The following is a 13,874-nucleotide window of genomic DNA, read 5'->3' on the forward strand; positions in this document are numbered from 1 at the left end:
GTAACTCCACGAATGTTGAGATCGACGCGCGTGCGGTATAACGTGCGTTGCAGCAGACAGCCGATCTGATGATTGCTCGCTTCGCTCGCTTTTGTTGACTCGGCTGCAGCTGAACTCGGGCGTTAGGCATCCAACAAATCTGGAGCAGCATGAAAGTATTCATCAGTTGGTCGGGAGACCGGAGCAAAGCGATCGCGGAACTCTTGCGTGGTTGGCTTCCGGCCGTCCTACAGGCAGTCAAGCCTTACTACTCGCCTGATGACATTGCGAAAGGCACCAGGTGGAGCGGAGAGATCGCGAAAGAGCTCGACGCCTCCAGGGTCGGTCTAATTTGCCTGACCTCAGACAATCTCGCGGCACCGTGGATAATGTTTGAGGCAGGGGCTCTGTCCAAGAACCTTGATCGTTCGCGTGTATGCCCGCTCCTGTTCGGCGTTGAGCCGACTGATATTTCTGGCCCTCTTGTTCAGTTTCAGGCTGCAAAATTCAGTCGCCTAGAAATGGAGAGGGTTGTGCGCATGATGAATGGTGAGTTGGGTGATCAAGCTCTCGTGGCGAATGTGCTCGATAGTGTATTCGAAATGTGGTGGCCGAAACTCGAAGCGAGTATCAGTACTGAACTTGCAAAGCCGCAAACTTCAGCGCCAGATAGTCGTTCGGAACGCGATCTGCTCGAAGAAGTCTTAGTGTTGACTCGATCTATGTCGCGCAACGTGCGTGACGAGTTTCGACCGGAAGTGATCGCAGATCTGGAAGAGCGCTTCCTGCTACTCACGGCAGCCCTAGAGATCGAAGGTACCAATGAAAAGTTCAAGGAAGCGGTTATGGCTCTCGCGAGGCCGATCGATCACCTTTGTAGAACAAATGCTCGGCGTCACAGCACTCACGTCAGACGTTCGATGATTCGCGACGAGATAAAGCAGCGAGACCTCTTGGAGATGCGTGACATGCTATCGCGAAAAGGCTTGTCCAAACCTGAGGGCGATGATGGCAGCGAATGATGCCTAACGGTGCATTGCTGCTGACAGCGCATTTCGGTGCGCGGCAGCAGAACGCTGGGGCGTTAGGTTGCCTTCCTTATGAGGACGATTCTTGAACTCAAAATCGCGCGACCATCTCGCAAAACTCACCGATGACACCGACCGACTACTCATGTCATCCGTGTGGCGAATCAGCGATCTACTCCGCGAGCATCCAGAAGTCTCGCGCGCTGGTGGCGTGTACATAATCTCGTGTCCAACCGAAGACGAGCGCATCGTGTACATCGGCCGCACAAAAAGCAACACAATTCACGGTAGAATCTCAGATCATTGTAGGATATCAACGAAGTCAGATCTTCGCGGCATGCTGCCTCAGTGGCCTGACTTCCCATCGGTCGCCACTGACTACGGTGTGCGGTGGCTTGCCGTAGAGAATCCAGAATACAGAGCGCAACTCGAGCTCTTTGCGATTGCGGTACTCGCTCCAACTTTCAATAGGCCGTAGAATTGACTGCGTCCGAAAACCTCGCGAACTGGTTCCCTCGCGTGGCGGCAACCTAACGGATGTTGCTGCAGACAAACGCCCCACCTTCTGTGCATCTCCACCGCCGTGTAATCTCGACTGCGCCTCGTTCACAGCAGCATCGGTTCAGGCGTTTGCAGCAGAACATAGCGTTATGCGGACCACTACCTGAATAGCTCATGCGCCCCTCTGATCCTTCTCAGAACACACGGCGCTTCATGCAAATCGGCCTGGTGGTCGCGGAGGCGGTTGCGGGCGCGGTCTTTGGCCTGGTTCTCACCCGGCTCGGTAAACTGGCGACAGGTGCACCGCCTGCGACGTTCGCGAACTATGTGTGGAATGCCGCCGTCTTTGGCGCGTTGGCTGCGGTCGTGAGTCCGGTCATCACGTGGTCTGCGCTGCGCCGGGTCCTGCTATGGCGCACCGTGGCCGAGCCGCTGGGCGCTGCGGTCGCCGGCGGCTGTGGCGCCGTCATCCTCGGCGTGCCGGTGCTCATTCTGGTACTCCCGCCCCTTGGCCTCGGGTTGGGCTTCGCGAATCTCCGACGCCGGTATCCGGACGCATTCGAGGGCAACACCTTGGCGGCCAGTCTGGATATGCCGCGCGTGCGTAGCGCAGAGCGGCCAGTCTCCGAGCCGGAGCTCAGATCGGCATAACGTTGCTTGCTGCAGTCGGGCGAGCTATGGTAGGTGCGCGCTGCGCGCGCACTGTGTCTGATTCGCCCGCAGCGGAAGCTCGGCGTTAGGAGGCACGCGCAGGGTTTCGCATGTCGCGTGAGGTGCGATGTCGAGTCAGTGGATTTCGCTCCACGGTATCAGTCGGAACACTCAATCGGAGCGGTCGCATGATCAAGATTGATCTTCACATACATACGATCGCAACGATTAGCGACAGTGCATTCGAGTTCAGCATATCTACTTTTGAGCGATATGTGCGTGAGGCATCACTCGATGCCGTAGCAATCACCAATCACAACCTATTCGACTTCGATCAGTTCCAGCGGATTCAGATCGCACTTGCAGCGCAAGTATTGCCAGGCATCGAGGTCAATCTTGAGTCTTGTCACGTACTACTGATCGCTGCTCCAGAGCGAGCTAATAGACTCGCCCTGTCGTCAGAGAAGTTGTCGGCCAAGATCCAGAGCGCGTCTGACTCCATAAGTGTCGCTGAACTGAAGGAGGTGTTTGGCGACCTCGCGGAGTACTTGATCATTCCCCACTACGAGAAGAAGCCCGCGATTCGCCCCGCTCTTCTCGAGCAGCTCTCACCTTTCGTCACCGCTGGCGAAGTAGATAGTCCGAAGAAGTTCCTCCGATGCGCAAAGGACGACACGAAACTTGTTCCCGTCCTGTTCAGTGATTCGAGGATGGCGACCGATCTGGAGGTACTCCCGAGTCGGAGCACCTACCTGGGATGTGGGGAGCCCACCCTCTCCGCTATCAAGGAGACGCTGAAGGATCGCTCGAAGGTCTTTCTATCAGGAGACGCGGGCAACGACCTGTTCCCGGTCCTTGGCGACGGTACGCTGCTTTCGACCGGCCTGAATGTGTTTCTCGGAGATCGGTCGTCGGGGAAGACCCACACGCTCAACAGAATTTGCTCTGAACAGCCCAATGTGAAGTACCTCCGCCAGTTCTCGCTGGTGCAGCTCGATGAAACACAGTTTGAGCGGGACTTCAACGCCGAGATTGAGCGCCGTCGTAGCGGACACACTGAGGAGTACCTGCGAGCATTCAAGGCCGTCGTCGACGAGATCGCGCAGGTCGATCTGGATAGCGGCAACCGATCATTCGACGGCTTTATCGAGCTACTTCTCAAGTCTGCCCACGAGACGGATCGGATGGATTCATTCTCGAAGGCACGGCTATTTTCTGAGTCAACATTCAAGCTCGGAGAGGACAAAACTCTCTCAACGCTGATCGAAGCAGTTCGGCATCTAATCGAGAATGTCGATCAGCGCGCGACGATTGAAAGGCACGTCAGCCTAAGCTCACTTCGTTCACTTGCCATCGAGCTAATCGAGACTCTCTGGGAGCGCACAGCAGATCGCCGTAAGAAGGAGCTGGTGAACGAAGTCGTCGAGGATACGAGGAAGCAGCTTGCGGTTCGTACGTCTGCCACTCAGGTGCCCGATCTAGACCTCTATGCGATCGCGATGGACAGGAAGAGAGTCAGGCGCTTTGAGGAGATCGTTCACGCGCTCAGAGAAGAGCATGTGATCTACGAGAAGGAAGTGCAGGGATTCACCGTTGTTGCTCGAACACAGCCTTTCCGCGGAGCGGGTGAGCTCAAGGCGATCTCAGGCAAGAAGACTGCATTTAGTGAGGCATTTGATCACTACGACGATCCCTACGAGTACCTACAACAGCTTCTGGCGAAATCGGAACTTGCGGACTCCGAGCACTATCGATTCTTCGTTCGAATCGTCTACGAGATTCTGAACAAGGACGGATATCAGATTTCGGGGGGCGAGAGATCCGAATTTCGGCTGTTGCAGGAGATTAGTGATGCGCAGAGCCATGACATGCTTCTGATCGATGAGCCGGAATCTTCGTTTGACAACATGTTTCTCAAGGGAAATGTGAACGCGCTGATCAGGGACATCGCGCGCACGATGCCGGTCGTCGTGGTGACCCACAATAGCACGGTTGGGGCCTCTATCGGCGCAGACTACGTCCTGTGCGCTCGTAAGGAGGTGGCCTCATCCGGCAGAGTGTACAAACTGTATTCCGGGTATCCGACGGATCGGAGTCTCCGATGCAAGGACGGTTCGGAGATCCCTACCCACGAGGTGCTACTTTCATCGCTAGAGGCTGGCCTCGATGCGTACGAGCGGAGGAGAGCAAGCTATGAAGCTGTTAAGGATCCATGACGGCAAGGGGCATTTCCTGGCGGCGAGTGGAGACGACGCCCCGATCGATCAGCTCACCAAGGATGACTTGCTTCGCCTTGTGGAGCAGATCTTGACCGGCGAGTTCGAGATGGATGACTTCGACTCAGTCGCGCTCCAAAACCAGGCTCACCGGATCATCTACGAGAATGTCTTCTCGAAGCTCTCGGAGCTGAAATCAAGAAGGAGGGAGTTCTTGGACGAGTCAAAGAGGCTCTATCTCTCTGAGTATGAGCGATATAGGCTCGACGCCTCAGAGGTTCCTCAGGTCGACAGCGATGCGTCGCAACCGCCTACGGGGGCGTAGTCACTATCGTGGTTCCGCAGCCACCTGGCTCTGCCGACGAGCACAACCGAAAGCGGCGCGGGTACCGGTACACAGAGAATCCGAGTATCCGTGCCTCCTAACCTCGCGTTGGTGCCCGACGGCCGCCCGTAGTAGCGCCGCGCAACTGCGGCGCTGGCGCGCCTGCGTCCACGGCGTCCTATTGGGGGCGGCTGCGGCACAACGCTGGCGTTAGCAACTGTCTTGAAAGTCAAGCTGTCGACAGGGCTTGGCGTTCGGTGTTCACGGCCCACAGAGTGTTGGTACGCACCATCGTGTTCAGTATCGTGAGCAGTTTTCGCATGCACGCGACGAGCGCCAGTTTCTTGGGCTTACCCGCAGCAAGCAGCCGCTGGTAGAACGCGCGGATCACCGCATTGCGTTTCGTGGCGACGAGCGCCGCTATGTCCAGGACGGCGCGCACCGGCGCACGGCCGCCTTGGACGAAGCGTCGCCCCCGCAGCGTGCCGGAGTCGCGACTCAGCGACGCGACCCCAACCCGTTTCGCGATCGCACGCCGCGAGAATCGGCCGAGTTCCGGCAGATCTGCGAGCAGGGTGCGCGACATGACCGGACCGACGCCGGGCACACGGCGCCGCAGCTCATCGCGCTCGCGCCACGCCGGGCTAGCCTTGATCAGCGCACCGAGATCCGTGTCGGTGAGCTGCAGTTCGCGCTCAAGAACCGCGATGTGCGCCTTGCGACTCTTGCGCACCAGCTTCTTGCCGCCGCCGAACACCTGTCCGACGCGATTGCGCTCGGCCTGCCGCATCTCCAAGAGCGGTCGGCGGCGGGTGAGGAGCGCATCCAGTTCGTGCGCCTGCGCGTCGGGGAGCACGCGCACCTCGGGACGCACGACATCTGCGAATCGGGCCAGGATGTGGGCGTCGATGCGATCCGTCTGTGCGAGCTGGCCTGTCGCCCGAGCAAAATCGCGCACGTGGCGTGGATTCACCACGACGACCGGCAGCGCAGCGACGGCCAGCCCGCCGACGGCCAGCAGTTCGTAGCCGCCGGTCGCCTCCAACACGACGAGCTGCGGTGGCATTCCGCGCAGTCGCTCCACCAGCGTGCGCGCCCCGCGTTCATCGTTTGCCACCGCGAACCGCTCTCCGGCCGGGAGCACGCTCACGACCAGCTCCGCCTTCGCCACATCGAGGCCGACGAACATGTTGCTCTCCTCCCTTGCGGTTCTGTCATCCCCGCCCGTCCTTGTCATGATTCGGGCTCGCGCAGCGGCCCCGGGCAACTGTTCGGGCTCTCACGACGACCATCAGGCACGCCGCTCCGGCTCACGCGCGGTGTTCGCCGCCCAGGCCGCAACGAGCTGGCCCCCTGACCAGAAGTACTGCAGAATCAGACAATCGCTAGATACAAGGCATACCAAGGCATGATACACCTATGACCTCAGCGGCTACCGGATGGCTCGAAATCGCTAAAGCACTAATTGCCGCCGCAGCTGCCCTCGTTGGCATGTATGTCGCACTTCGCGGCCTGCATACATGGCGGGCGCAGTTGCATGGAAAAACCGAATATGATCTGGCGCGGCGGCTGCTGCGCACTACATACCGGGTTAGAAATGAGATCGTGCAAGTTCGGCGGAGCTGGGTTTCGGTTGCTGAGATGCGTCAAGCCTATTCAGAGAACGAGGAAGAGTTCTCCGAATCCAAGATTGTAGAGAATACGGCTAAGACGGACTACTACGTGTATCAGAAGCGATGGAAACTTCTTGAATCATCCATCGTGGACTTTCAGGTAGAAGTACTTGAGGCAGAAGTCCTATGGGGAGCGCCGGTGAAGCAGGCAGAGCGCGCTCTGCTAGAAGCGATAAAAAGGTTGAATAACGCAACAACGGACTATCTCGAGTATCGAAGTCGTCGCCAAAGTTCAGAAAAAATGGAGAACGAGATGGACACCATTCGCAAGCTAGTGTTCAGTCGAAGCGGTGATGAGTTTTCGCGGGAAGTAGAGGGTGCCGTTGCTCAGTTCGAGGTGTTGCTAAGGAGGCATCTACGATCGGGGGCTTAGAGGCCTAACGGAGCGCTGCTGCCGGCAGGGCCTTTAGGGCTTGGTCGTCCAGTCAGCTGGTCAGCTGACGCATTCTCGCTGCCAGTGTTGGAGCGAATCCAGCGAGAGGGCTATTCGGACGACTCATGGAGTGACTAGGGAGAGTACGTAGTGTAGGCAACTTGTCGTCTAACCTCGCGTTGTGCCGCGGCGACCCATCACAAGTTGCAGCCACCGAGCGCGGCGAGAAATGGCTACAACCTTGTGACCGCCGTCGGCGCCAACGCGAGGTTACAAGATGTTCGTTCTTCGAGGCCAGGCTCAAGCGACTGTTGCACATCCACGGTTCTCCGCAGGGAGCATTCACAGCTTTCTTGCCGTTACCAGCTGCGCTTCCGCAGACGAACTCATGTCTCGCGTGGAAGCGGATCTTCGCTTCTCTGGCTTTGGTGAGGTGCGCTTTTTCCAGTACGCATCCGTCCCGATTGGGCGTGCACGGCTTCCCACACCACAAGGACGAATGCTCAGATCCGGCTTTCGTGGTGTCGCGATCACGCTCTACAGCGACGACGGTCAACATTGGAGTGAACCTGACTTCTGACAATTCATTCTGGCCGACGCCCCTTCGAGGCACAGCTTGATTCAAGCGTTGGCCAGCAACACGCAACACAGCCAGTTCGAGAACTGATTCGCGAGATCGGGACATGAGGAGGCTCCAGGCATGCCCCGAACCGCCGACTACCGCGAACGCATTAGAATGTGAAAGGAAGGCGGCGAATGTTGCTCAGGAGGTGCGCGCCCGCCGCACTCGGGCCAGACCGAACAGGGCGAGTCCGCCGGCGACGAGCACGAACGTGGCCGGCTCCGGGACGACGGTCGGGTCCGTCACGTTGTTGAAGCGGAAGTTGTCGAAGACAAACTGGCAGTCCAGCGAGCCATCGCCGGACTCGAAACGCACGTGGTCCACGCCGCTCCAGTTCACGTTGAATAGCTGCGGCGTGCTCGTGTTCAGGATGAGCGTGCTGGTGAACAGCTCGGACGCGCCACTGAACCCGGTGATGTGCAGGGAAAGATCATCGGAAAGGCGGCGGTGAAATTGCCATCATTGAACGTGAACGGCGTGGCCGACGAGATCTCGGGCATCTCACCGAGACTGTTGAGGGCGACGCACCACGGCGTGATGATACCGTTCGTGTAGCCGACGCCGGTGGGGTGCAACGCTGTCGTACTCTGGCCATCGGTGATGAAGAAGTTGCTCCAGTCGAAACCGACGTGTCTATTCGGGGTGAGGGCGCCCGAGTTCGCGGTTGGAACACAGTTGGCGAGGTCGGAGAAACCGCGAAATCCCACACCCTCTGGACGGGAGTTTCAATCAACTATCCGGACTTCATGCGCGAGTGACGGCGATCCTTTGGATTCCCCTGCTCAAGGCGTTGCAGCCAACGGCGACGCCATGAAGGGTGCGACCTTGCTCGCTTCACTCGCGGCTCGCACCTTATGGCAACGCCGCCACGACAGAACGCTGGGTGTCAAACGCCCTCGTACTCTTAATCTCAGCCATTTCACTCCCATGCGACATCGGTTCGTGCACGGTGCGTTCGCATCATTGACATTTCTCAGTTCGGCTTGTGGCTCAGAAAAGTCGCAGTCGACTGCGAGCACTCTTCCCGCAAAACCGAACGCCGGAGCGGGTTGGTATGAAATCGCGCGCACGCCGGAGATCGTCGCCTTGCTCGATACCGCGCATCGAACGAACAGAGGGCGGAACAGCCAGGATCTGGTTCCGATTCGTGTATGGAACACCAATAACCGTGGGATCAGACACTACGGTGACGTACGCCACGATGGAGGCGCGCGAGGAGCTCGATTGTCAGAACCGTCGTACGAAAGATCTCGAAATACGCTTTGAAGCCACAACCGGAGTAGCAACAGGGTCGCCATTTCCAACGCCCGCGTGGCAATCCGTTGACACCCACCCCGTGAACGCGGGGATCTTCCTGGTCGCGTGCAAGACTCTTGGCACACCGATCCCGGCAAAACCGGACACCTGACGAGCGTTTCAGCAATCCAAGGCGCTGCGAAACCTGATGCGCCACGCGCTGTCACGCTGGGTCGTGCAAGTGCGTATCGTCCTGGAGGCGGGTCAACAAACAACAGAGGGCGAACCACATGTACAGCAAATTTGTCTTGGTCTTCGCGATAGGGATCGTTCTCAGTCGTACGCCGATACAGGCACAAATGCCAGGAGTGTACCAGCTGACGATTTGCGCCAGTCAGTGCACAGAGTCAGATAGTGGCCTGGTGCGAGGCTCCCTTGTGCTGTTCCGTGACCCCATTCACATCGACACGATCGCCAATCTCGCCTACACGCCGCTTTCGCGTGACCTCTATCTCGTGCGACACGCGAAGTCCGTGAACGCGTGCTTCGCCTTGCGCCGCATCCAATCCCGCGTGAATGGTCAGGAACTGTACGCCGGTATCATCGGTCGCAGCTTTACGACATGGACATCTGTTGACGGCGCCACGCATGTCGCCTTGTATGGATCGCCCGATGCCTCGTTCATGCTCGTCGGAATCGGCGCCCATGAGAGACACACCTACAGTGGCACTGGCCACCAGAGCAACTGGAATGGAGAGACCGGTCCTCTGACTTTTTTTCGCGCCGTGAGGGTGGGCGATCCGGATCCTGCAGCCTGTCTTTCACACTGATGGTTTCCCACACGGCCCAACGAGCGGCGATCGCCGGTGTCGCGAAGGGGTTGCGGCCTTGCTCACAGAACTCGCTGGCCGCACGTTATGGCATCACCGCGGCGACAGAACGCTGGACATTAGCTGCATAAGAGAGGAGGTATGACGCTGCTATTCTGCAACCTAGGTTGGATGGAGCGCTACCAAGGCCTCGAATTCGGGGACACGATTGAGGGCGGCGGGACATACGTTGAAAAACAAGGCCGCGGGCACGAGATCTGCAACTTTAGTGAGGTGAACGGCACCTTCTATGGTTATGTGCAGCCTTCTGGTCAACAGATAGATATCAATCGCCTCGGAGCCAAGCCAGAGGACGAGTCTATTTCCGGTATCACGGTCGTGTGGACCGCGACTCGTCCAACGGGAGGAACCGCAGTCGTTGGCTGGTACAAAGATGCTACCGTGTTTCGCAGCTATCAGAAATTTTCCATACGATCGAAATCACACGACCGGAATGGCATTGACGGTTTCTGGATAAAGGCTCCTTCAAACAAGGCAAGGCTTTTTGCCGTAGATGAGCGAACCTGTGAAATCCCAAGGCAGACTAAGGGTGGCATGGGTCGAGCCAACATTTGGTATGCCGATCAACCGCAGAGTGTTCCTACCCGTAGACGTGTGAACAGTCTTCTCAAGGGCAAACAAACAACGACCTCCACGAAACTATCTGCATCAAGGAAGCAGGATCAGGAAAGAAAGGCACAGATTGAAAAGGCTGCAATACGAGCCTGCTGCGATCACTTCGAGACACTTGGCTACTCAGTTGAGAGCGTTGAGAAGGACAACCTCGGCTGGGACTTGGAAGCCAGATCAGGAAAGACATGCCTACGCATAGAGGTCAAAGGCCTATCTGGGAGTACATTCTCTGTCGAACTTACTCCAAACGAGTATAGAACATTCGCAGAGGAATCGAATAGCTACCGCCTTGTAGTAGTGGTTGCTGCACTTGAGCACCCTGAGCTGTTCGTGTGCCGCTATAGCCCGGAGTTGACGGCGTGGATTGTAGAGGGGCGAAGGGGACGATCTCTCGAGATACAAACGAAGCAGAGTGCATCCATCCGCTGTCGCTAAAAGGACGTGAAGCTGACGAGGGCCTTGCATCACTTCTATGGACACCTCCGCATTGCCGACATGGAGTGTCCGCGATGCCCCGATCGGGACTTCGGAAGGTTTCGGAAGTACCGCGGATGATTGCCGAAGGCACCCTTGCCCTGTCCAGCTCGGGAGATCGCCCAGCTGGCCGCCGTGGGGGCCCGTTTCGTGGAGCTGCAAAAGGCCGCCGATCTCCTAGACAACCATCCGGCTCCTGCGGAGCGGGCTATCGCCCTACGCGGTCCGGTCGCATCTTCTTTGATCCCGCCGCAGCAGAACGCTGAACGTTGGATCACTGAACGATACGAAGGTGAAGGCACTACCCCTATCTTCGATCCTGCTGGTACTCGTGCTCGCTGGGTGTAGCAAAAGTGGGAACGGGCCGAATCTGCGACTGGCAGCCGAGCGATGACGCCTCTCCGCTTGATCTTTCGCAGCGGAAGGACCGGCTCCATCTCATGGAGGAGGCACTGCGGGCGGAAGATCTTGCTGTGCGATACGCTGATATCCATCGCGGAAAGCGGTCCGGCCGGTTTGCTGGCGGAGACGTGTATGCAGCCACTCGCGAGCAGTGTATGGCGATGGCGTTCGACACATTGGCCAACCACCACGGTGTGACTGCGGCGCAGGTGCGTGATTCGCTCACGTATCGGCGAAGAAGCGTAGATGGGCTGATTCTACTGCTCTTTGTTGCACTTTACGTCACGGCGGCCGATGCGATTGTTCGGGGAATCCGCAGGAGCGCTCTATCAGAGACCACGTTGCTTCACTGGGTGGTGGTCACGATCGCAGCATGCGCCGCCGCCGCGATCGGGTCGATGTTGTTCAGCTTGTGGGTGGCGACGCTCGAGATGATTCGAATCGGCAACACACACATGAGCTATCGAGTGACCAGAAACCCATGGTCCGCTCACAAAGGGGCACTACTGATGGGTGGTGTGATCCTTTTCCTTCTGGTGGCCGCCTGGCATGCGAGAAGACGATCGAATCGCGTGAGTACGGCGCCTACACACATGGTCTAGCACCGGCTCGCAGCCGATGGCGGCAGGTTGGATGACGAACCGCCGCGACTGAAACCCAAAATGCACACCATGCTCACTCACGGCCCGGAAGGCTTCGTCGATCTCTTCCACCCGGAAATACAGAATCGACGGTCGGTGATCGAACTCCGCCTCCTTGGGCGCGGTCTGCATCAACCGCACGCCACCACAATTCAGGAACGCCATGTCACCCGCTTCGAACAGATATCGCAACCTCAGGCGGTCGCGATAGAACTCGCGGACGCGAGGCACATCGTGCGTGACGATCGCGATCTGTCCGATCGAGGAGTGACGACATACCTAGCGACGCACAGATCTTCTACCGCTCATGATGACGTACCCGACGCGCCCCTCTCTTCCCCACCCTCCTCACGCAATCCCACCAAACCGCGCCTCGAACGCCTCCCGCCACGAGCGCGTCAGGATCAGACGCGTACCGTCCACCAGCAGCACTTCCTGATCACCATCACCGAGCGGACGCAGCTCACGCACCTGATCGAGCGCCACGATCGTGGAGCGATGGATGCGCGCGAAGCGCCGCGGATCGAGTGCGATCTCGAGTTCCTTCATGGTGCGCCGCGTGAGATGCACACCCTGGCGCGTATGCAGGCGCACATAATTGTCGGCGGCTTCCAGCCAGAGCACGTCCTTCAGATCGATCAATGTGGTGCGCCGGACGCCGCGCGCGGCGATGCGCTCGAGGTGTTCGCCACGTCCCTGTCGCTCGGCGGTCAGCGCCGCGACCAGATGCTCGAAATCCTTGGTCCGTTGTGAGGCGAGCCGCCCGCGCACACGATCGACGGCTCGCCTGAGGCGCTGCGGATCGAAGGGCTTGAGCAGATAGTCGACGGCATGCGCTTCGAATGCGGGAACGGCATAACGGTCGAATGCGGTCACGAACACCACCGCGGGAGCACGCTCGGGATCGAGTTCGGCCACCACACCCAGTCCGTCCAGCGCGGGCATCTGCACGTCGAGAAAGAGTGCGTCGGGCACGAGTGCGTGAACGAGGTCGATGACTTCCACCCCGTTGCGGCCCTGCCCCACGACTTCGACGCCGGGTATCGCTCCGAGCAGCCGGACGAGATCGGCGAGAATGAGCGGTTCGTCGTCGGCCACGACGACACGGAGCGGCATCATGCGGGGAGCTCCACCACCGCCTCGACTCCGCCCTCCGGCGCGGCGCCGAGCCGGAAGCTGGCCTGGTCGCCATAGCGTGCCGCGAGTCGTTCGCGTGTCGTGGTGAGTCCGATGCGGTCACTGTGGTCGTGCCGCAGTGGTTCGCCATCGTTCCAGACACGGAGCCGGAGACGGTCGTGGTCGCGCGCCGCGGTGACACGGAGGGTTCCACCCTCGGGACGCGGGGCGAGGCCGTGTCGCAGCGCATTCTCCGCGAGTGGCTGCAGGAGGAAGCGCGGCACCTGAAGGCTGCCCACATCGGGCGCCGCCTGGATCTCGATGTGCAACCGGTCGGCGAAGCGTGTCCGTTCGATCGCCAGATAACGGTCCAGCAGCACCAGTTCCTCCCGCAGCGACACCTCACCGCTGGCGTCGGACGCGAGTGCGTCGCGTAACAAGTCGCCGAGTTGCGCGAGCATGGTGCGGGCGCGCGCGGGGTCTTCGTCGACGAGGGCCGACACCGACTGGAGGGCGTTGAAGAGGAAGTGCGGCTGGAGTCGGGCGCCGAGCGCTTCCAACCGGGCCCGCGTCGCCTGCGCCTCGAGACGCACGGCCTGCAGCTCCCGCGCTCGAAGCGCCTGTCGCACGCGTCGCGCATGATCGAGTCCGACGATGCCGGCATAGGTGAGCAGCGACACGGAGATCCGGGTGCTGTTCGTCATGTTGCGCAGGAGATTCCCGATGTTCAGCAGCGGCTCGGTACCGGTCGTGTCGAACAGGGCCACGGCGGTCACAATCGCGATTGTCGTTCCGATGACATGCGCCACCAGGACGACCGACAGATGGACCACGAGCGAGCGCCACCGACTGCCGGGACGGAAGTCCCAGCGACGCCCGAGTGCCGATATGAATGGAGCGAGAGCAAGCCAGATGCCCCACGTCGCCGCGCCATAGAGAAGCGCTTCACCGAAGGACGACGGTTCCTTGGCCGCGCGGCGGGCGAGATGCAGCGGCACCGCCGCGAGAATTACGAAGAGCGTGAAGATGCCGGCGAAGGTGCGGAACGGGCCCGACGACCAGGACTCCGGCTCGGTGGCGGCGGTCATGCGATGAATGTAAGGCCCGGCCGCGGACGCCTGCCGTGGTTCACCCC

The 13,874-nt window shown here is 59.3% G+C and carries 13 protein-coding genes; 7 read left to right on the top strand and 6 right to left on the bottom strand.

Features of this window, described 5'->3' with window-relative positions; genetic code table 11:
• The first annotated feature begins 149 nt into the window (after positions 1-149).
• The 4 genes from WG208_RS04770 to WG208_RS04785 all read left to right on the top strand — a co-directional run bounded on the left by WG208_RS04770 (position 150) and on the right by WG208_RS04785 (position 4,700).
• On the top strand, positions 150-1,001 hold the full coding sequence (locus tag WG208_RS04770; RefSeq protein ID WP_337170191.1) for a toll/interleukin-1 receptor domain-containing protein: 852 nt from the start codon (positions 150-152) through the stop codon (positions 999-1,001).
• 681 nt (positions 1,002-1,682) lie between these two features.
• Complete coding sequence (locus WG208_RS04775) at positions 1,683-2,159, top strand: hypothetical protein (protein WP_337170192.1); 477 nt, start codon at positions 1,683-1,685, stop codon at positions 2,157-2,159.
• Positions 2,160-2,347: 188 nt separating this feature from the next.
• Complete coding sequence (locus WG208_RS04780) at positions 2,348-4,375, top strand: hypothetical protein (protein ID WP_337170193.1); 2,028 nt, start codon at positions 2,348-2,350, stop codon at positions 4,373-4,375.
• Positions 4,353-4,700 carry a hypothetical protein gene (locus WG208_RS04785; protein WP_337170194.1) on the top strand — a complete coding sequence of 116 codons (348 nt, stop codon included), beginning with the start codon at positions 4,353-4,355 and terminating at the stop codon, positions 4,698-4,700. The genes WG208_RS04780 and WG208_RS04785 overlap by 23 nt, the downstream gene beginning before the upstream one ends.
• A 229-nt stretch (positions 4,701-4,929) precedes the next feature.
• On the opposite strand, the gene WG208_RS04790 is transcribed toward WG208_RS04785, so the two are convergent.
• On the bottom strand, positions 4,930-5,937 hold the full coding sequence (locus WG208_RS04790) for an IS110 family transposase (protein ID WP_337170195.1): 1,008 nt from the start codon (positions 5,935-5,937) through the stop codon (positions 4,930-4,932).
• A 182-nt stretch (positions 5,938-6,119) separates the two neighbouring features.
• Here WG208_RS04790 and WG208_RS04795 point away from each other — a divergent pair, with 182 nt between their 5' ends.
• Positions 6,120-6,746, top strand: coding sequence for a hypothetical protein (locus WG208_RS04795; protein ID WP_337170196.1), 627 nt, complete (start codon positions 6,120-6,122; stop codon positions 6,744-6,746).
• Positions 6,747-7,509: 763 nt separating this feature from the next.
• On the opposite strand, the gene WG208_RS04800 is transcribed toward WG208_RS04795, so the two are convergent.
• Together WG208_RS04800 and WG208_RS04805 are read right to left on the bottom strand one after the other, a co-directional pair.
• Positions 7,510-7,707 carry a PEP-CTERM sorting domain-containing protein gene (locus WG208_RS04800; protein WP_337170197.1) on the bottom strand — a complete coding sequence of 66 codons (198 nt, stop codon included), beginning with the start codon at positions 7,705-7,707 and terminating at the stop codon, positions 7,510-7,512.
• Positions 7,708-7,733: 26 nt separating this feature from the next.
• Entirely contained in the window at positions 7,734-8,075 is a 342-nt protein-coding gene (locus tag WG208_RS04805) for a hypothetical protein (RefSeq protein ID WP_337170198.1), read from the bottom strand.
• Positions 8,076-8,894: 819 nt separating this feature from the next.
• Here WG208_RS04805 and WG208_RS04810 point away from each other — a divergent pair.
• Both WG208_RS04810 and WG208_RS04815 read left to right on the top strand, forming a co-directional pair.
• On the top strand, positions 8,895-9,434 hold the full coding sequence (locus WG208_RS04810) for a hypothetical protein (protein ID WP_337170199.1): 540 nt from the start codon (positions 8,895-8,897) through the stop codon (positions 9,432-9,434).
• A 141-nt stretch (positions 9,435-9,575) separates the two neighbouring features.
• Positions 9,576-10,541 carry a DUF3883 domain-containing protein gene (locus WG208_RS04815; RefSeq protein ID WP_337170200.1) on the top strand — a complete coding sequence of 322 codons (966 nt, stop codon included), beginning with the start codon at positions 9,576-9,578 and terminating at the stop codon, positions 10,539-10,541.
• Between the two features lie 944 nt (positions 10,542-11,485).
• Here the strand turns inward: WG208_RS04815 and WG208_RS04820 are convergent.
• From WG208_RS04820 to WG208_RS04830, 3 genes are all read right to left on the bottom strand, one after another.
• Positions 11,486-11,884 carry a VOC family protein gene (locus WG208_RS04820; RefSeq protein WP_337170375.1) on the bottom strand — a complete coding sequence of 133 codons (399 nt, stop codon included), beginning with the start codon at positions 11,882-11,884 and terminating at the stop codon, positions 11,486-11,488.
• A gap of 87 nt (positions 11,885-11,971) precedes the next feature.
• Positions 11,972-12,742: a LytTR family DNA-binding domain-containing protein gene (locus tag WG208_RS04825; protein ID WP_337170201.1), complete on the bottom strand. Its 771-nt coding sequence runs from the start codon at positions 12,740-12,742 to the stop codon at positions 11,972-11,974.
• Positions 12,739-13,827, bottom strand: a complete 1,089-nt coding sequence (locus WG208_RS04830) for a histidine kinase (RefSeq protein WP_337170202.1) — start codon at positions 13,825-13,827, stop codon at positions 12,739-12,741. The genes WG208_RS04825 and WG208_RS04830 overlap by 4 nt, the downstream gene beginning before the upstream one ends.
• Positions 13,828-13,874 lie beyond the last annotated feature (47 nt).

It is taken from the genome of Gemmatimonas aurantiaca, assembly GCF_037190085.1.
In the GTDB taxonomy this organism is placed as follows: Bacteria; Gemmatimonadota; Gemmatimonadetes; order Gemmatimonadales; family Gemmatimonadaceae; genus Gemmatimonas; species Gemmatimonas aurantiaca_A.

What these genes read in the sequence shown, in the direction of transcription:
- WG208_RS04825 (WP_337170201.1), bottom strand. Translation starts at nt 12,742, where the DNA reads ATGATGCCGCTCCGTGTCGTCGTGGCCGACGACGAACCGCTCATTCTC.
- WG208_RS04830 (WP_337170202.1), bottom strand. Translation starts at nt 13,827, where the DNA reads ATGACCGCCGCCACCGAGCCGGAGTCCTGGTCGTCGGGCCCGTTCCGC.
- WG208_RS04810 (WP_337170199.1), top strand. Translation starts at nt 8,895, where the DNA reads ATGTACAGCAAATTTGTCTTGGTCTTCGCGATAGGGATCGTTCTCAGT.
- WG208_RS04795 (WP_337170196.1), top strand. Translation starts at nt 6,120, where the DNA reads ATGACCTCAGCGGCTACCGGATGGCTCGAAATCGCTAAAGCACTAATT.
- WG208_RS04780 (WP_337170193.1), top strand. Translation starts at nt 2,348, where the DNA reads ATGATCAAGATTGATCTTCACATACATACGATCGCAACGATTAGCGAC.
- WG208_RS04790 (WP_337170195.1), bottom strand. Translation starts at nt 5,937, where the DNA reads ATGACAAGGACGGGCGGGGATGACAGAACCGCAAGGGAGGAGAGCAAC.
- WG208_RS04815 (WP_337170200.1), top strand. Translation starts at nt 9,576, where the DNA reads ATGACGCTGCTATTCTGCAACCTAGGTTGGATGGAGCGCTACCAAGGC.
- WG208_RS04775 (WP_337170192.1), top strand. Translation starts at nt 1,683, where the DNA reads ATGCGCCCCTCTGATCCTTCTCAGAACACACGGCGCTTCATGCAAATC.
- WG208_RS04770 (WP_337170191.1), top strand. Translation starts at nt 150, where the DNA reads ATGAAAGTATTCATCAGTTGGTCGGGAGACCGGAGCAAAGCGATCGCG.
- WG208_RS04785 (WP_337170194.1), top strand. Translation starts at nt 4,353, where the DNA reads ATGAAGCTGTTAAGGATCCATGACGGCAAGGGGCATTTCCTGGCGGCG.